Source organism: Desulfogranum marinum, from assembly GCF_963675105.2.
Lineage (GTDB): Bacteria > Desulfobacterota > Desulfobulbia > Desulfobulbales > Desulfobulbaceae > Desulfogranum > Desulfogranum marinum.
On sequence record NZ_CAXXRO010000004.1, the window covers coordinates 613,819 to 633,307 of the forward strand.

Annotated in this window: 12 protein-coding genes; 1 reads left to right on the forward strand and 11 read right to left on the reverse strand. The window is 48.2% G+C overall.

Annotated elements, in window-relative coordinates:
• Nucleotides 1-17 precede the first annotated feature (17 nt).
• The 10 genes from ACHZCY_RS11685 to guaB all read right to left on the reverse strand — a co-directional run bounded on the left by ACHZCY_RS11685 (nt 18) and on the right by guaB (nt 18,104).
• Nucleotides 18-4,061 (reverse strand): hypothetical protein, encoded by a 4,044-nt coding sequence (locus tag ACHZCY_RS11685; RefSeq protein ID WP_319549011.1) that lies wholly within the window; start codon nt 4,059-4,061, stop codon nt 18-20.
• A 351-nt stretch (nt 4,062-4,412) separates the two neighbouring features.
• Entirely contained in the window at nt 4,413-5,930 is a 1,518-nt protein-coding gene (locus ACHZCY_RS11690; protein WP_319549012.1) for a B12-binding domain-containing radical SAM protein, read from the reverse strand.
• Nucleotides 5,931-6,001: 71 nt separating this feature from the next.
• The gene (gene acnA / locus ACHZCY_RS11695; protein ID WP_319549013.1) at nt 6,002-8,740 is read right to left on the reverse strand and encodes an aconitate hydratase AcnA; all 2,739 of its coding nucleotides are present in this window, start codon (nt 8,738-8,740) and stop codon (nt 6,002-6,004) included.
• Between the two features lie 147 nt (nt 8,741-8,887).
• A complete protein-coding gene (locus ACHZCY_RS11700; protein ID WP_319549014.1) occupies nt 8,888-10,354 on the reverse strand; it encodes a DegQ family serine endoprotease in 1,467 nt (488 codons plus the stop codon).
• A gap of 153 nt (nt 10,355-10,507) precedes the next feature.
• Complete coding sequence (locus ACHZCY_RS11705) at nt 10,508-11,977, reverse strand: dihydrolipoyl dehydrogenase family protein (RefSeq protein WP_319549015.1); 1,470 nt, start codon at nt 11,975-11,977, stop codon at nt 10,508-10,510.
• A 19-nt stretch (nt 11,978-11,996) separates the two neighbouring features.
• Nucleotides 11,997-12,698: a TVP38/TMEM64 family protein gene (locus tag ACHZCY_RS11710; protein ID WP_205222438.1), complete on the reverse strand. Its 702-nt coding sequence runs from the start codon at nt 12,696-12,698 to the stop codon at nt 11,997-11,999.
• A 19-nt stretch (nt 12,699-12,717) separates the two neighbouring features.
• On the reverse strand, nt 12,718-13,740 hold the full coding sequence (gene glk / locus ACHZCY_RS11715; RefSeq protein WP_319549016.1) for a glucokinase: 1,023 nt from the start codon (nt 13,738-13,740) through the stop codon (nt 12,718-12,720).
• Between the two features lie 358 nt (nt 13,741-14,098).
• Nucleotides 14,099-14,881, reverse strand: coding sequence for a LabA-like NYN domain-containing protein (locus ACHZCY_RS11720; RefSeq protein ID WP_205222440.1), 783 nt, complete (start codon nt 14,879-14,881; stop codon nt 14,099-14,101).
• A gap of 10 nt (nt 14,882-14,891) precedes the next feature.
• A complete protein-coding gene (gene guaA, locus ACHZCY_RS11725) occupies nt 14,892-16,442 on the reverse strand; it encodes a glutamine-hydrolyzing GMP synthase (RefSeq protein WP_205222441.1) in 1,551 nt (516 codons plus the stop codon).
• Between the two features lie 201 nt (nt 16,443-16,643).
• On the reverse strand, nt 16,644-18,104 hold the full coding sequence (gene guaB / locus ACHZCY_RS11730) for an IMP dehydrogenase (RefSeq protein ID WP_205222442.1): 1,461 nt from the start codon (nt 18,102-18,104) through the stop codon (nt 16,644-16,646).
• A 359-nt stretch (nt 18,105-18,463) separates the two neighbouring features.
• Here guaB and ACHZCY_RS11735 point away from each other — a divergent pair, with 359 nt between their 5' ends.
• The gene (locus ACHZCY_RS11735; protein ID WP_319549017.1) at nt 18,464-19,090 is read left to right on the forward strand and encodes an L-threonylcarbamoyladenylate synthase; all 627 of its coding nucleotides are present in this window, start codon (nt 18,464-18,466) and stop codon (nt 19,088-19,090) included.
• Between the two features lie 94 nt (nt 19,091-19,184).
• On the opposite strand, the gene ACHZCY_RS11740 is transcribed toward ACHZCY_RS11735, so the two are convergent.
• Nucleotides 19,185-19,469 carry an HU family DNA-binding protein gene (locus ACHZCY_RS11740; RefSeq protein WP_205222444.1) on the reverse strand — a complete coding sequence of 95 codons (285 nt, stop codon included), beginning with the start codon at nt 19,467-19,469 and terminating at the stop codon, nt 19,185-19,187.
• Nucleotides 19,470-19,489: the final 20 nt, after the last annotated feature.

The following is a 19,489-nucleotide window of genomic DNA, read 5'->3' on the forward strand; positions in this document are numbered from 1 at the left end:
ACAACTCTCCTGCAATCTTATGATTCGGCGGAACTTTCCGATTTACTCACCTTTTTACGACGGGCAATCCGTACTGGTGTCCAGGACCGCTCATTGGTAAAACAGGACCAGCCCCATTTTACCCATTGCAGAAGGTGGAAAGCAAGCCACAATGCCCAGGCGAGCATGGTCACGCGATAGGCGATCATGGGTATGGAAATGACCATGGGCTGTGGAAGGAGGCCTCCTGTGACTCGATCCTGGTACCATCTGAGCAGGAAGCTGCTTGAATTATTCCCGGCAATCAACATATCAGGATGTCCGAGTAGGCCGTTGCGGACCGCAAAAACCAATGCACCGATGGTGAAGAGGGTGAGTGCGACGAGCATAATTTGCGCCAGATTAAACCAAGCGCCTTGCAATGCATTGCCTTTTTCCAGCCGTATTTTAAGAGCTATAAACCAGCCAACAATAATCAGACAAGGTACAAGGCCACTCTGGCATAAACCAAACCCCAGAATCATCCAGTGATAACTCTTCAGCGGTGTCAGCTTTGACCTGCCCAAAAAGAATGATACCAGCAGGATAACCAGCAATTCGCTGTAAAAAAGAATAGCTGGTCCCATCTTAGGTCCTTTGACGAACCAGACCCATCGTTTACCGATTTGTATCTCTATATTTGCATTTACACTGTCGTTGCCGAGATCTATTTGCGGTACCTGATACAGAGCGCTTATACCGCTTGGCGTTCTCCAGTCAATGGCTATTTTTTGGGTACCCGGAGTCAGTGGAATCACAACGATGTTGTCTTTTTTCACCGGTTGTTTCCGACCATTTATACTGACTGACTGGACAATGGATCCATCGGGTAAAACGATCTGTTGCTGATCACCACGGGTAGACCGAATGGTAAAGTCGAGCTGCATGCTGGTTGACCTGATTCCGGGGGTGATTTTCAGTGTACTTGATTCTATTGTCTTGGTGGAGCCGGGAATACCTTCAGGTCTGGAGACGTTTAAGATAAGCTGCTCATTTCCCCAGGGATGCCATACCGGTTGCCATACTCCCTTTTCGGAATGGTGATGAATAGGAGAAATGCCATTTGTTTCCACATGCCAGATCGGGCTCGCATTAATTCGCCATATTTCATACCACTGTGTAGTCTGTGGAGCCTGTAAGGTAACCTGTGTCTGTTTATTAAATGCTGAGTGCCATGTCTTTCGCTGCTCATGGGGAGCAAAATTGACGGCAATTGCACTATCTTCCACTTTATATGCCGCATCTGTCACTGATTCTCCTGCAAGCAGGGGGAGAGAGAGAAAGACGGCAGTTCCCTGCGGGGAGAGCCTGGTAACTATTGTTTCAACGCGCCACTGCAGGCCAAGGTGAAGAATTCTTTCTACCTGCATAAGCGGCGGCAGGGTGGACGTACCAAAGTCGGCTTGTTGTGCCTGTGTCTCTTGTTTAATAAACTGAAGTCGATCCTCGGGAACACTATTGTTGTCGAGTCCGGCAACCGACCATTCACCTTGTCCGTCAAAAGTGACAACATGCGGGGGCACAGGAAGAAACATTTGTATGTCCGATCTGTTGACTTTTCCGAAAAGCTGTATTTCCTGTTGGCCGGTGGGAAGCGGTAGCCATACATTCTGCTGATCGGCAAAGGCGGGCGTTGATTGCTGGTTAACCGTGATCGCTTGCCAGAAGATGCCTTCTCCCTGGGGCAGTATTACAGCCGAATCTGCACTGCAATTAGCCTGTATTTTTACTGTGATTTCATTGCTATGGAGGTTTATATCCATAGTGCTCAAATCTGCGCAATCCGGGAAACAGGGAGCCGGCTCCAGTAATCTGGTGCGAAGGGTTTCCAGTAACTCAGGGCTGGGATACGCTGTACAGTATCCTGGTTCCACAGAGCTTGCGGCAAGTGTAAACAGCACGGCCAGAGCGGTAGCGTTTGCCTTTGATACCGTCTTGTTCCATGGAATAATCGTCTCTTTTTTCAGTTCAGCCATAAAAAAAGCAAGCAGATAAACAGCAGCAACTTTTACTAATATAAGCAGGAGGTTAACCAGGGGAGAGGAGAGCAACAGGTTGAGCTCCAGTTCTTTTTCTACCGGTCCGCTCCAGGACAGTCGAATGACTCGCCATTTTTGGGTGGGCAGGCCTGGGCCTGCCTGTACCTTGGACTGGACATCGTATTGTTGTTCCAGCTGTTGATCGGGCCGATAATGAAGACCGGCAGACGAGAGTGCAATATTGGGCTTTGCCTTGGCCGCATATCTCCCTGCAGCCTGCGGGAGAGCATTCTTTTCGTTGTCGGCGGCAGTCTCGAATGCCATCTCTTTAACAGGAGGGGAGTAAGGGTGAGATACCTTCTCCAACTGGGGAAAAAAACCTATTCGAAGCTGTTCGACACTGTAAGGAAGGATTATGATGACGAGCCCCACCAGGAGTGCAGGCTTAAGCCGCAGTATTGATGTTGCAATTTTTGTATTCGGCATTGCTCTACCCATGGCGATGCAGGCGAGTAAACCAAGCCAGATAAATATCGGTGCATCACGGTCATGATAGGAGAGAACCAGGGCAATAAGAGCTACCGTTCCTTTTACAGCCCCCAGTAGCTTGAACGTGGCGATGACAATGATAAGTACAATAAAGCAATCAAGCAGTGTCCATTGGGAGATCCATGTTTTGGCAGAATCAACACCGGATGCATACAATAATTTCCAACCAGGAGGGAGGACGACCTCAGCTGAAAGTTTGTGTATGCTTTGGCTCCAGCCACCAGCTGGAAACGTTGTTGTATTTTCTATCCTGCTTACTGCCAGGCCGTTGATTGTACCCTGCCTTACCTCGACCCCTTCGGGCCCGTCTTTTGTCATCCTGGTTATCAACTGATCTCTTCCATTGATGACCATCCTACCGAGCTTGGCTGGTGACTGCATGGTAAGTCGTGGTTGCTGGGTGACCGTTCCTGAGAGGGCGTCCTTGATGGTCATCCCTTGACCATTGCTGTCCAGCCACAGAGTGCGATGGACAGCAAGATGATTGGGGGCCGGTTCCGGATCCCCTCTTTTCAAGGTTTCAAAGTTCAGTGATTGCCCTTTTTTTATCAGATACGAGGGAAATTTGTGCCAGGCTTGGGGAAGAGTTGTCTGGGTTGGGTCAACCACCGCGGCCTGGCTGTTTATTTTTACCATTCGCAGCTGATTGTGTGCTTCAAAACTCCAATATTCGCTTTCCGGTCCTGCCTGTGCAAGGGAAAACAATAAGCTGTCCACTTGACCTGGCAGGCGTGACTTATAGACGATTGTATAATTGCCGGGCCGGGCCTGCATGTGAATACGGTTGTCTGTTCCGATTTTCACCGGTAGGGAGCAGTGCAGGCTTATCGGTATTTGATTTTCAGGAAGCTGCCAGTCAATCAGGATTTCACGGGGCGTTCCCGAGACCTGTACCTCGATTTGACTGGTGATCACCATCGGAATCGTATCGTTAATATGCCGGTAAACTTGAGTCTGAACAGTATTTTCGCCCTTGATCTTTTGTGATGAGGACCTGCCGGAAAGCCATAGGGTGTTGTTGTTTATATCAGCAAGCGTCTTTTTGCCGTTGAGCTTGAAGTCGACAATAGCGGTACCGGCTGGAATGCTGATTGATTCCGGGGGGCTTGTCCAGGTGAAATTCCCCTGAATAATATAGACTCCAGGCTGTGCAACATGCAGTGCTGGAATACCCTCTTGGTTAACCACCAGTGCAGGCTCATTGTTGATGACCACCTGTTGCGGCCAATATTTTGTTTGGCCCGGAAGGATAATCCAGCCTGCCTTTTTCATCTCCCACGTCTGCGAAAAATGTCCCGCATTGGCCTGTACTTCCAGTTGAAGAGGGTGAGGCCATACACAGAATTTTTTTTCGCCATCAAACGAGGATGTACACAACCTGTTGTCCTGATCGTGCAATACCCAGGGGACCCATGGCTCAAGTTGCTGGGGAATATCTGCTGCTGCAACCGGCAAGCAGAAGAAGCAGGCGAGAACTGATACTATCCAAAAAAATGATTGCTTGTGATGGAGCATGGAAACCTCCGCAAAACACTTTATAATGATGAAAAAGGTAGGACTGCCAACCTATCAGCCCGAATGGGGATCTTTTTGATTGAAAACGAAAAACAGACTGTTAATTGTACAATTGCTTTTGAATCAATAATATCAATTAATTGAGTTTAAAATCAAAAAGTTCATGAGAAATTCGGATTAAGTATTCTATTTAGTACAAAGAAAAGCATAGCACAAAGTGGCTAGATTGGTAGCGGAGAAATGCATTCTGCATAAAAGTGATCTTCAGCCGTTGAGCAGCTGTACATGTGAACGGTGCATCCGAGCAGAAAAAAAGCAAAACCAGATGGTTTGCAAGCAGAGTTGAACAAGCTATAAGAGATGTTTTTGCTGTCGTTTACCCGGACTTGATGAACTTTTTTGCTTGTTTTTTCGTAATGGAACAGTGGTGTGCTCCCTGATGATGGGGGGGAGCCTGCGTCCCTGCACTTTTTGCATATCTGCTGCAATGCTGTCTGCAACCATTGCAGGGGGCAACTGTTTTTCCTCGACCAGAAAGTGAAAAAGAAGTTCAGCCATTCTGCGAAGGGAAATCTGCCAGGTTGAGAGCGTGTTTTGATAGAGCCAGGAGGAAAAGGCAGCAAAGCCACTGTATGTATCTGTGTCCTGCAAGAGGAGGGTAACGCTACCACGAAAATTGCCGCTGTTGTAGAGGAGATCCCAGAAGCGGGCAAAGCGTTTAAATTGCTGCATGGCTGGAAAATCGATGAGGTCATTGGCCAGTATTTCATAAGGCGGCAAAGGTGAATACACCATGCTGTGTACCAGGTCATGCCGATTGATGGTGGTGCCTGAGAGTTTTTTGAGGACACCGAGCTGTATTTCTCCCGTGGTCAGTGTGGTGAGAGTGTTGAGATTGCGGGCAAAACTTTCCAGGGATTCCCCTGGAAGACCGACAATAAGATCGAGGTGGAGATGGGCGTTGGTCTGATGCTGGAGAAAGTGCAGGTTTTCCTGTAATTTGACCATATCCAGCCTACGGTGGATCGCTGCTGCCACCGAAGGGGTCAGGGTCTGAATACCCACTTCAAGTTGCAACGAGCCCGCCGGAAACTGTGCCAATCGTTGTTTAATTGGGGCTGGGAAGTAATCAGGAACGACTTCAAAATGGACCAGGTAAGGAGGGCTTTTAGCGAGAAAGAAGTCGAGTATCCTGATGACGCGATCTGTATTCAGGTTGAAGGTTCTGTCGATAAACTTGATATTTCTGGCACCGCGCTGCCACAGGCTTTCCAAAGCGTTGAGAAAGCTGTCTATATCAAAATATCGCACCTGCTTGTCAATGGAGGACAGGCAAAACTCACATGTATACGGGCAGCCTCGAGAGGCCTCTACATAAAGAGTCCGGTGTTGTATGTCCTGCTCACTGTAATAGTCGTAGGGCAGGCGGAGCGTGTCGATATCTGGAAGGACTGGGCCAATGATTCTGTCCGCTGATCCAGGTTGGGCTGATAAGGTCCGACAGAGTTGATAAAAACTGGTTTCCCCCTCTCCTACGATGATATGGTCAGCGGCGTCCAGATTCACTCTGTAGGGAGGGTGGCCGGCTTCCGGACCACCAAGCACGACGATGCTCTCTGGAGAGAGGAGTTTGATAATTTGAGTGAGCTGTGCAACCTGAAGTACATTCCATATATAGACCCCTATGCCTATAATGCGCGGCTGAAGGGCCAGGATTTTTTCAGCGATGTCCTGGAGCCGATCCGCGGTGGTAAACTCGATAATTTCCGCTTTTGATTCCAGTTCCTTGAGGTTTGCAAGCAGGGAGCGTAGTCCGATGGAGGCGTGAATATAACGTGCATTTAAAGTGGTTAAAACTATATCAGGCATATGGAGATTCTAATTCAGAAAAAAGGCAGGCAACGAACTGATTTCACAACCATTACCTGCCTTGGGTATGGTTACCCGGTGATTATCTGGCGCAGTACTTTGTGCAGTATACCACCGTTGCGAAAATAATCGATCTCCATCTCGTTATCCAGGCGAAGGGTGACCGGTACGGTTATTTGACTGCGATCAGGTCTTTCAATACACAGCTCAAGTTGTTGGTTTGGCGTAAGCTCACCATCCAGACCTGCAATGGAAACGACTTCTTTTCCGTTGAGATGCAGTGTTTGAATGTCTGTGCCTGGCTCAAATTGCAGGGGCAGCACTCCCATTCCCACCAGATTTGAACGGTGGATTCTTTCAAAGGAAGAAACAATCACTGCACGTACGCCAAGCAGCATTGTCCCTTTGGCAGCCCAATCTCTGGAACTTCCGGTTCCGTAATCTTTGCCGCCAAAGACAACCAGCGGCGTACCTGCTTGTTGATACTGCATTGCAGCATCATAAATGGACACTTCTGCGTCGGTCGGCATTAATTTAGTGTACCCCCCTTCCCGATCAACCATAAGGTTGCGAATGCGAATATTGGCAAAGGTGCCACGGAGCATGACTTCATGATTACCCCGTCTTGAACCATAGGAGTTAAAGTTATCGGGGCTGATGCCAAGGTTTTGTAAATACATACCTGCAGGACTATCCGGCGCAATAGCCCCTGCTGGAGAGATATGGTCAGTGGTTATGGTGTCACCAAACAGAGCGAGAATCCTGGCCTGTTGAATATTGGTTGTTGGGGGTAATTCTTTGCTGAGACCTGTAAAAAAAGGTGGTTCGCGGATATAAGAGGATTCGCTGTCCCAGGGAAAGAGACTATCACTGCCACCGTGGAGCTGTTGCCACTGTTCGTCGCCGTCAAAAACGGTTGCATAACTGTCCACGAACAGGTCAGCGGTGACGGCCTCTTGTACGGTTTCACGTATTTCTTCTTTGGTAGGCCATATATCTTTCAAGTAAACAGGTTCGCCGGCAGCACTCATGCCCAACGGGTCGGTTTCCATATTAATCAAAACTGTCCCGGCAAGGGCGTAGGCAATCACCAGCAGAGGGGAGGCCAGGTAGTTAGCATGAATTTGCGGGTGAATACGGGCTTCGAAATTTCGGTTACCGCTCAGTACCGCTGCAGTGATAAGCTGCTTATTCTGAATGGTATCTGCCACTGTTTTGTCCAGGGGGCCACTATTCCCGATGCAGGTGGTGCAGCCATAGCCGACAAGATTGAAGCCAAGTGTTTCAAGATCAGGCAACAGATTACTTTTTTCAAGGTAGCTTGTCACCACCTTGGAACCGGGGGCAAGGCTTGTTTTCACCCAAGGTTTGCAGTGCAAGCCCAGTTGCACTGCCTTACGGGCCAGCAGTGCCGCACCGATCATCACGTCTGGATTGGAGGTGTTGGTGCAACTGGTAATCGCTGCAATAACAACGGAGCCGTTGGTGAGCTCATCGCATTTTTTGTCAGGAGAGCCGCATGCAACGGGTGTGGTGTCACAGGTGGGACAACCGTCCATATTGCCCGCTTCAATGGCTGTTGAGCGGTCATCCAGCTGTTTGGAAAACTGGTTGTAAAAATCATGAGTTACTGCAGACAAAGGTAATAAATCCTGCGGCCTTCGAGGTCCAGACAGGGAGGGGACAGTATCACCTAAGTTGATATCGTACACAGCAGTATATTCCGGATCAGCCGTGGTTGATGTATACAGGAGGTCCGCCGCCTGAAAATAATCGGCAACCAGTTGTACTTGCTCTTCCGTTCTGCCACTGTTCCGCAGATAGCGCAGGGTTTCCTTATCCACCGGGAAAAAGCCCATGGTTGCACCATATTCAGGGGCCATGTTGGCGATGGTCGCCCGGTCGGGAAGTGTAAGCGTATCTAACCCAGGTCCGAAGAATTCCACGAATCTGCCCACGACTCCTTTTTGACGTAGAAATTTAGTGATGGTCAACACCAGGTCAGTGGCTGTTGTTCCCGGGGGAAGCGAACCGTTTAAGCGCATTCCTATAACTTCAGGGATCTGCAGGGTGTATGGTTGGGCAAGTAGTACTGCTTCAGCCTCGATGCCGCCGACGCCCCATCCCATGACACCTATCCCGTTTATCATGGTGGTGTGGGAATCTGTGCCTAAAACACTGTCTGGATAAATATAGTCGATTCCGTTTTGTTGTTCTGTTTGGGTAACGGTGGCCAGGTATTCAAGGTTGACTTGGTGGACAATGCCGGTTCCAGGTGGGACGACCCGGAAATTATCAAATGCCTTCTGCCCCCAGTGGAGCATGGTATACCGTTCCCGGTTACGCTCCATTTCACGGGCAACGTTAAAGTTGAACGCATCCTTTGACCCATACTTGTCTACCTGGATGGAGTGGTCTATTACCAAATCCACCGGAATGAAAGGGTTCATGGACGCAGGGTCACCTCCATTGCGGGCAACAGCCGAGCGAAGTGCTGCAAGATCGACCAAAGCAGGAACGCCTGTGAAATCCTGGAGAACAACTCGACTTGGCATAAAGGGAATGCCCATGTTGGGTAAAACGTCTGGTCGCCATGAAGCCAGGGCCTCGAGCTGGCTGCCAGTCACCATGTTACGGTGGAAATAGCGAAGCAAATTTTCAAGCAGGATGCGGATAGAAAAAGGGTATCTGGACACTGGGCCAAACCCGAGATCGTCAAGACTCTTGACAGCGTAATGGGAGTATGACTTTCCGTTGGAAGTGAACTCCTGTCTGGAATCGAAACGTGAAAAATCAATCTGGTGAGACATATGATCTCCTGCGTGAAAGTGGTGGCTGGATGTACGGGTATTTATTAACAACCAATAGACCCTTTACTGTTTTGCGGCCCGGAAAAGACAGGAAAGAAAGAAGATAGGCCGGTGGAATATATCCACCGGCTCGTAGAGGCTACCAGGTTATTCGTTTCTCAGTACAACGTATTGGCTTGATTTGCCTGAGCGGATGCGGAGAAGCACCTGGTTTTTATTTTTGCTGGAGGATAGAACTTTTTTCAATGCAGAGAGGCTGTCCACCTGCTGTCTGTTCACCTCTTCAATTAATTGTCCGGCCTGCAGGCCGATCCGTCCGGCAGGGCTGTCCGGCTCAACCGCCGTAATCAAAACACCTTGGTTTTGCTCGTATTCAAATTGTTCAGCAAGTTCAGGGGTGAGTTCCTGGAGCGATAGCCCAAATTCTCCCAGGGTCGTCGTTTGTGATGTGCCGGCCGGTTGCCTTGCGGACATGTTTGCTGGTTGTTGACCAATGGTAACTGATATATTTTTAGTCTTTCCGTCTCTGATAAGTTTCAGGCTGACGTTTGAATCTGGTGGAGTCATGGCAATTTTGTTGCGCAGGTCAGCTACATTGGCCAAGGGAACAGTGTCTAGAGCAACCAGGACATCCCCCTGTTTGAGACCGGCTTTGGCAGCGGGTGAATCATCGCTAACTTCTGCGATCAAAACACCACTGGTATTATCCAATCCAAAGGAGTCTGCCAGGTCTTCTGTCACATCCTGGATCACGACACCTAACCAACCACGGGTAACTTTGCCGTGGTCGAGTAACTGTTGCTTGATGGACTGAGCCATGTTGATGGGAATGGCAAAGCCTATCCCCATATAACCACCACTTTTTGAAAAAATAGCAGTATTAAGACCAATGGCTTCCCCATGTATATTCAGCAAGGGGCCACCTGAGTTGCCGGGGTTAATGGCAGCATCGGTCTGAATAAAATTTTCATAATCAGTGATGCCCACCCGGTTCCGTCCTTTGGCACTTACCACACCAACCGTTACCGTTTGGTTAAGCTCAAAAGGACTACCGATGGCAATGACCCATTCGCCAACTTCCAGATTGTCTGAATTCCCCAAGGGAAGGGTCGGCAGGTTTGTACCGTCAATCTTGATGATGGCCACATCGGATTGAGGATCGGTGCCGATGACTTTAGCTTTGAACTCCCGTTTATCATCAAGGCGGACCGTTATTTTTTCAGCACCTTCAACCACATGGTTATTGGTGAGGATATAGCCGTTGCTGTCAAAAATAAATCCCGACCCTGCACCCTGCTGACGATATTGGCGAGGCTGCTGCTTCCCGCGAGGCTGTTTGAACTGGGGCCCGAAGAATCGCTCAAAAAACGGGTCATTAAAAAAATCGTGGGGGCTGACTTGCATGCCACCGGTCATAGCTTTTTCAACCGCCACATGAACCACTGCAGGACCAGCCTTTTTGACCACCGAGGCAAAGGCTTTGGCAGAGCGGTCAAGCAGGGCTATGTCAGCTTCATCCTGAGCGTGGACATTGATAGTTGTGAATAAAGCTATAACGCAGAAAACAAGGGCGCTGCGTAGGGTTCTCCTTGAAAAATGTTGATTAATTTGCATTCACAAATTCTCCTAAAGGTACATGTTTTCAGTCCGGGATGCCTTTATGCTGAGCACGACACTTCCCGATGGTGGATTATAAACGTTTGCAACAGGCGTTTAAAATTCCTCCGATATAATTATACTTCCATGCGCGTTAGTCAAGGCCGGGGGTTAGTTCTCAAGTCTAGAGCAGGGGTCGCTTACCGGTCCTTTGAGCTGGAAAAAGAACTGTAGTCCTTTTTTCACAGTGTTGGAAAAAATTTTCGGCGATAGATAACTGCCTGCTACTCTTTTGTTGATTTCCCCCAGCGTGGGGTAGGGATGTACGGTTCCTGCCAGGGTTGAGAGCTTGACACCGCCACTGAGGATGGCGACCCATTCACCGAGCAGGTCGCCGGCCCTTGGACCTGCAATCTGCACACCTATCGGTTTTTCCTTGTCGTTGAGCAGTAGCTTGAGCTTGCCGGTGGTTTCTCCTTCGGCCTGTGCTCGATCGTTGTTGCTGAACTCTTCGGTCCATACTGTAAAGTCAATTCCGGCTGCACGTGCTCTTTTTTCATTATAGCCAAGGGAGGCCAGTTCCGGATCAGTGTATGTACACCACGGCATCCAGGTATAGTCGGCCTTGCGCGGCAGGCGAAAAAGAGTGTTAGACACAACTATACCACCTTCATACCCCGCAGCATGAGTGAATTGAAATCGACCGGTGATATCACCAGCGGCAAAAATATGTGGATGGTTGGTTCGCAGTCGTTGATCAACGGCAATCCCTGAAGGACTGTAGTTCAGGCCTATATGGTCCAGCCCTAGATTGCGCACATTAGGTGAGCGTCCCTGGGCAAGAAGAACTGTGTCAGCCGTCAATGTTTCCCGTTGGCCACCGCTTCCCTCTATCACAATGTTTTTGACCCCATTTTTTTGATGGGCTTCAACTACGGTAGCATTGAGATAAAACCGAATCCCTTCTTGGGTAAGTACCTCCATGACCGTATCAGCCATATCCTTGTCTTCTTTACTGAGAATTTGTGCTGAGCGCTGGACAACTGTGACAGCGGTGCCAAGCCGGTTAAAGGCCTGGGCCATCTCCATGGCTATGGGACCTGCACCAAGGACCACCATGGATTTGGGTAAAGCATCCAAGGAGAAGATGTCTTTATTGGTAATGTAGTCTATATGAGTAAGCGGTTCCCCTTCCGGTGGTGAAGGTTCAGATCCGGTTGCAATGACCCAGAATTTTGCAGAATGGTTCTTCCCGTTGAGGCGTACAGCGTGTTCGTCTATAAATTCAGGATGACCAAAGGCAACCTGGGCACCAAGCTTACAAAAACGCTCCACCGAATCATGGACCTGGATGGTATTGATCACCCGCTGAATACGGTCTGCAATATCCGGGAAGTGTACAGGTCCGATGGTAGCTTGCGGCAGACCGAATTTTTGGCTTTGTTTGATATTGTGGTAAACGTGGGCTGATTTGATAAGGGTTTTACTGGGAACACACCCATAATGGAGGCAGTCACCTCCCAGGAGCTGTTCTTTTTCTATCAGTAGCGTTCGCGCCCCCAGTTGGGCAGCACCGGCTGTGATGGTCAGTCCTGCTGCGCCGCCACCAATAATACCTATATCATATTCATATTTATGCATTTTTTCTCTCCATTTCCAGTTAGCTGGAGGGATACCCTTTTTTTGCTTGATACAGTGCAAGGAGTTTTTTGGTGAGAATCGGCAGGAAGCCGAGCAAGGCAAAAGAAACAATGAGACGTGGTGAGAGGATGCCGGCCAGGCTGTCGATCTTTGCTAATTCTTTTCCGGCATTAACGTAAACAATGGTCGCCGGCAGCATGCCCAGCTGAGAGACCCAGTAGTAGGTGACCAGGCGAATTGATGTCAATCCCATGACCAGATTGATCACAAAAAAGGGAAACAGCGGTACCAGTCGGAGACTGAACAAATAAAAACCACCCTCCTTAGCCATTCCTTGGTTGATTTTTACCAGTTTATCTCCGAATTTTTTTTGCACCCAGTCACGTAACAGAAAACGGGCGACGATACAGGCCAGAGTGGCTCCGATGGTTGAGGAAAAAGAGACCGCAACTGTGCCTGTGAACAGACCAAACAGTCCGCCGCCGGCCAGAGTCATTACTGCCGCCCCTGGAAGGGAAAGCGCTGTCACACCAATATAGGTGAAGCAATAGAGGGATAAAATAAGCAGTGGTCGAGCTTCGTACATACTCAGCAGGGCATCTTGCTTTTGTTTGAGAAAGTCAAGGCTCAGGTAGTCGCCCAATCCGAAAAATTTGAAGAGCAGGACCAGGACAAGGATAACAGAGATGATGATGACCTTTTTGATCATGCTTTTGCTCATAACAGCTCCTATGAACCAGCTAAGAAATGTTTTTTAGTGTTGCTATTTTTTGAAATCCGTATGCAGCTGCACCCATGGTTGCTGTCTGCGGGTTGATTATAATTTTGATAGGAATATTTTGTAACAGGTCGTGATAAATGCCTCTGGTAAAAAGAGTCATGAAATGTTCCTGGTTAATAAAGGGGGCAAGTCTTGGAGCAAGCCCACCGCCAAGAAAAATTCCCCCCAGGGCCATGGTGGTCAGGGCTAGGTTGGCTGCCTGATCGGCAAGGATATCTACAAAAAGGAAAACAGTTTGCAAGGCAATATGGTTGGTTTGATTATTATGTAAAGCTTCCAGAGCAGTGCTCACGATTACCGGTGTTTTATCAATAGCAGAGGCCAGGTCGTGGGTAAATTGAGGGGGCATCGGTATCTGTGTCTGCATAAAGTCAAGCAGATTGGGTAATCCGCTGCCGGAACAGACGCGTTCAGCAGAGACATGTGCATATTTCTGCTGTAAGTGGGCAAGCAACTGCATTTGTCGTGTATCTCTAGGTGCAAAACTAATGTGACCACCTTCAGATGGGTGGGGAACGAGCTGAGTGCCGTCATGGGTTAAGAAGCTCTGTCCCAGTCCGGTGCCAGGGGCAAGCACTGCAACCGCAGAACCTGCTACAGGACTGCCGATATTGAGTGTCTGGAGGTCGGCCACCGGCAGCAGGACTGCTCCCATGGTAGTCGCAACCAAATCGTTGATCAAGAAAGCCTGTTGAAAGTGAAATTGTTGCTGAAGATCTTCGCCAGAGATAGTCCAGTCAAGATTTGTCATTTCTGCCTGGTTGCCAAGCACAGGACCGGCAATACCAAAGCAGGCGAAAGCAGGACTTGATTTAGTTTGCTGGAGGAACCGCTCGATGAGTTGATGAAAATCTGTTGCCCTGCTATTTTGAAAAGTATGTTGAGCCAGCGGGTGCGCGGGCGATTGCCCCTGGTGGTACAGCGCGAGGGTTGTTTTGGTACCGCCTATATCACCGGCTAAAAGAAGTGCGTTGTCAATCATGGTGCTGAGGAGGTGTGCCTTTTTCGAATTTAAAAAAGAGGGAACATAACCGCCCTGTGATTAGGAGCCTGCGTGCAGGAGAAAAACCTAGCCCGAATTTCTCATAAACTTTTTGATTATACACTCAGTTAACAGTCTGTTTTTTATTTTCAATCAAAAAGTTCCCCTTTCGGGTTAGCTGTTAGAAAAAAATAATTCTCAAGAGCCTTTCATGGTCGCAGGTCTCACATCCATTTGATTATAAAGGATATACATAATCCACTGGTTAAAGCATAACCATCGGTTAAGTATGATTCAATCAAGAACGCAAATATCTTGTCACTGTTGGAAAAAGAGTGACAAGATAGAGTGCAGCAGGTCATGGCTCTTTGAGGAGCCTGATATCCCATGCCTCTGAGCGGTTATTGTTTGCAGGGTTTTCAACGATACGAAATTCGAAAATTCTTCCTTGATCAAGGAAATATTGATCCGAACCCAGGGTAGATTTAGAGAGGTGAAAAAAGACAGTGTATGGAAAAAGGCGTTTATTTTGCAATCGGTAGTAGCGGAAAAAGCCAAATCCTCTTTCCATATTAAAATTAGCTACCGTACCGCGTTGCCATTGATCATGGGCGCAATCCTGGGAGCAATGAGTGTTGATAGGAAGAAGACCGGGGATGAGGAAGCCGGACATGTACGAGTCGGCAACCTCTCGTAACGCATTACTCACATTATGGAAACCGATCACTTCAACCCTGCATCCCATATTTTGTAAGGCGATAATCAAGCGAATAAAGTCACCATCACCAGTGAGCAGGATAATGCGATCAAGGTTGCGCGCCTGCAACAGAGCATCAATGGCCAGATCCATATCAGCATTAGCCTTGGTCGTTATATTACCTTCGTCATCTTGAAAGCGACGCACATATTTTTTAATCACCTTGAATCCGCACTGGCGGAGAATATCGTGATAGGAGTACACTTTTTGGCGATACTCCTGATCGCTTTGGGTCCTTTCGCGATCTTCAGCAAGGTAACAATTGGCCCTGAGCAGGGCGGAATGGCCTTCGTTGGCAATGTCCACCAGGACATCGTAACGCATGCCATATCCACCGCTCATTTTGATGTTTTCGGCATCAACGTAGATGCCTGTTTTCAGCATAATATACTCTTTATTCCCATTCGATAGTGGATGGAGGCTTTGATGAAATGTCATACACGACGCGGTTAACGCCTCGAACCTCATTGATAATTCGGTTGGAAATACGACCGAGAATATCATAGGGCAGGCGTGACCAATCCGCGGTCATCGCGTCTATGGAATCAACGCATCGTAAAGCAATAACATGCTCATAGGTTCGTCCGTCCCCCATAACTCCAACAGTCTGGATCGGAAGCAACACCGCAAAAGACTGCCAGACCTTGCGGTACCAGCCGGCATCTCTTATCTCTTCTAGAACGATAACATCTGCCTGGCGAAGGATGTGAAGGCGCTCACCGGTGACCTCACCCATGATACGGATTCCAAGGCCGGGGCCTGGAAAAGGCTGACGGTAGATGGCCTGTTCCGGGAGGCCGAGCTCGAGCCCGAGTTCGCGAACTTCATCCTTAAAGAGTTCCCTGAGCGGTTCAATCAGGTCAAGATGCATTCTTTCCGGTAACCCGCCCACATTATGATGGGATTTAATAGGAGCCTTCCCCCGGAAGACGACCGATTCGATCACGTCCGGGTACAGGGTACCTTGGGCTAGAAATTTCACATCACCCAATTTTTTCGCTTCTTTCTCAAATATTTCTATAAACCCAAAGCCAATTCTTTTCCTTTTTTCTTCGGGATCTGCAATACCTTGCAGTTTTTCCAGAAAGAATGATTCCGCATTGACATCGATGAGCTGCAGACTGGTTTTCTGGTTGAAAAAATTAAGAATACTTTCAGACTCTCCGGTCCTCATAAGGCCATTATTGACATAGATACACGTTAGTTGGTCGCCAATAGCCTTGTGGATCAGAGCGGCAACCACCGATGAGTCAACTCCGCCGGAAAGGGCACAGATGACCTTTTCCTCCCCTACTTTTTCTTGAATTTCCTTGACTGTTGCATCGATAAAGGAATGCATTGTCCATTCTGGTTTACAGCCACAGATACCAAAAATGAAATTGCGCAGGACATCATTACCAATAAGCGTGTGCGCGACTTCCGGATGAAACTGCACTGCGACAAAAGGTTTTTGTTCATGACGGAGAGCTGCATAGGGAGAGTGGTTACTGGTCGCAGTTACAGAAAAGCCGGAGGCAAGTTCTTCAATACGATCACCGTGGCTCATCCACACCTGATAATGCGATGGCCCGGTTTCCATACCAGCAAAGAGGCCGGCAGTATAGTCGATGACAAGATCAGCTTTGCCGAATTCTCGTTTTTCAGCTTTTTCTACTCGGCCGCCGTTTTGGACCATCATCAACTGGGCGCCGTAACAGATACCAAGAACAGGAACCCCCATTTCAAATATTTGCGGGTCACTTATCGGAGCATCTTCATCATACACACTTGCCGGACCGCCGGAGAGAATAATTCCGGTTGGGTGCATTGCCTTGAGTTCATCAAGCGGTAGGGTATAAGGGTGAATTTCACTGTACACTTTTTGCTCGCGGATGCGGCGTGCAATGAGTTGAGTGGTCTGTGAGCCAAAGTCGAGGATGATGATTTTTTCGGAATGACTTGTCATATCATGTAGTTTGTCTGTGGTTGATAAGTGTACGTTCCATGGTTGTATGGACCTTTAGCCCGGATTTATTATGGATGCAGGCTGCGTCAGGTTCAAAGTTTTTGGCTATGAATAGGTAAGCGAAGACTCCGGGTAAGCGAAGACTGGATTCATAGCCAAAATACTGAAGAACATGCTATCTACGAGAAATCCGGGGCAAACTTACTCTGTTCGGTAATTGGGCGCTTCTTTGGTAATGATAACGTCATGAACATGGGATTCACGGAGCCCGGCAGCTGATATTTGGACGAAACGGGCACGTTTGTGCAACTCTTCAATGGTGGCCGCACCTGTATAACCCATGCCCGAGCGGAGTCCGCCGAGGAGCTGGTAGATCATTTCTGATATGGGGCCGCGATATGGTACCTTCCCTTCAATGCCTTCCGGTACGAGTTTACTCCCCTCTTGTTGCTCCTGAAAATAACGGTCGCTTGAACCTTTTTTCATCGCCCCAATGGAGCCCATGCCGCGGTATCCCTTGTATTTACGCCCCTGGTAGAGAAAGGTCTCCCCTGGTGTTTCATCGGTGCCGGCAAAAAGAGAACCGATCATAACCGAGTGAGCGCCAATGCCGATGGCTTTACAGATATCGCCTGAGTATTTGATACCACCATCGGCAATAACAGGGATATTATGTTTGCCGGCCTCGGCAACACAGTCTTTTAATGCCGTTAATTGTGGGACGCCGACACCGGCAATAATACGGGTGGTGCATATCGATCCGGGACCAACGCCAATTTTGACGCTATCAGCACCTGCCTTGATTAATGCCGCTGTACCCTCTGCAGTGGCGACATTACCGGCAATGACCTGCAGGTTGGGAAAATGACTCTTAATCTCGGTAATACCATCAAGAACATTTTTTGAATGGCCGTGGGCCGAATCAAGGGTGACCACGTCGACATGCACATTAACCAATGCTTGGGTTCGTTCAAGCATTTCCGGGCCGATACCTATGGCAGCTCCGGCAAGGAGCCTCCCCATTTCATCTTTGGCGGCATGGGGATATTTTTTTATTTTTTCTATATCCTTAATGGTTATCAGGCCTTTCAGGTTGCCGGCTTCATCCACGACCAACAGTTTTTCAATTCGGTGCTCATGGAGCAGGGCCTTCGAGTGTTCCAGCGAGATACCAACCGGCGCCGTGACCAAGTTTTTACTGGTCATAACATCACTGACCCGTAGGCCGTCATCAGAGACAAAACGTAAGTCTCGGTTGGTTACAATCCCGACCAGCTTGTTGCCGTCAAGTACAGGGAGGCCGGAAATTTTATAGGTTCCCATTATGGCCTGTACTTCAGCCACACTCTGAGTACTGGCTACGGTGATGGGGTCTACAATCATGCCGGATTCAGATTTTTTTACCTGTTCAACCTCCTTGGCTTGGCTTTCTATACTCATATTTTTATGAATTATACCAAGTCCTCCCTCCCTTGCCATGGCAATGGCGGTTTTATGTTCGGTGACACTATCCATGGCCGCGCTAACAAGCGGAGCACAAAGGTCAATGGACCGTGTCAGGCGGGTCTTTAAGGATACTAAAGAAGGAAGTACCTCTGACGGACCTGGAACCAGAAGTACATCATCAAAAGTAAGGGCCAGAGGAATGTCTTTGTTAAGCATAAACTCTCCTGATGCGGTGGCGTCATTAATGCCGGATGCTTTGGGTTTAATGTAATCGATCCAAACCTTTGGTTTGTATGCAGGTGTGGATGTAATATCTGTGGAAAGAACAACAGCTCTCTTTGTGTAGCTCGTAATAAGAGGCCTGTACAAAAGTGTGCTGGGTTAGAAATTGTGCATTGGTATATGAGTAGAGCTGAAAATGTAGCATGTTCTTGTTTAAAAGGAAATAAGCGGACATGAAAAAATCCCTGGATTTTTTAGGCTGTTCCTGCTTTACTTCTGAGCCGTTCAGCAGCGGGAATATTTTGTTATATCCCTTTCGCCTTTTTTACTGAAAAGCAAGGCACGATTTACCAATGGCCAGGATACTTGAAATCAATCCATATAATCCGCAGGCGCGACTCATCGCGCAAGTGGTGGAGACCCTGAAAAAAGGTGGTGTAATCTGTTACCCTACCGATACCATGTATGGCATCGGCTGCGATATTTTCAACAAAAAAGCTGTCCAGCGTGTCTATCAGATTAAAAAGCGACCCAAGCATAAACCTTTTAGTTTTATGTGCTCGTCACTGACGAATATCAGTGAGTACGGGCATGTGGGTAACGTTGCCTATCGCTTAATGCGAAAGAATTTACCTGGAGCCTATACCTTTGTCTTGCCCGGCACCAAGCTGGTACCCAAGATAATGCTCACCAAACAGAAGACGGTTGGTATACGCGTTCCTGATAACCCTATCTGTCAGGCCCTTTTGCAGGAACTTGGTAACCCGGTCCTTAATACCAGCGCGACAGCTGAAGATGATGAATCAGGGGTGACCAGTATTCTAGACGGCTATGATGCCGATCAACTGTTCGGTAACCTGGTGGATCTTATCATTGATGGCGGTGAGGTCTATCCTGACCCATCTACCGTCATTTCTCTTATCTCAGATTTTCCGGAAATACTGCGAGAAGGAAAAGGCGAAGTCGAACCTTTTCTCTAAAAAGTATCCCTGAACTATGGCATAGCTGTCATCTAATAGAAAAAGCCGGTATCTGAAATCAGTTACCGGCTTTTCTTATAATGTACAGTACCAGTTACTCAGCCTTTATTAAAACCTCCTTCAATGATTTACTCATCGTAAAATGAAGGGTTTTACGAGCTGGTATATCCATCATTTTGCCGGTTTTGGGGTTTTTAGTCGTCCGTGGTTTTCTTGTTCGGACTGAAAAACTGCCAAAACCACGAATTTCAACTCTTCTTTCTTCGGCAAGTGCTTGAGCTATTTCTTCAAGTATAATTTCAACTGCTTGGGCGATATCCTGTTTGTAATAATCACCAAGTTGTGCTGACACCGCGTTGACCAGTTCACGCTTAAGCATGATAATTCATCCTTTTAATA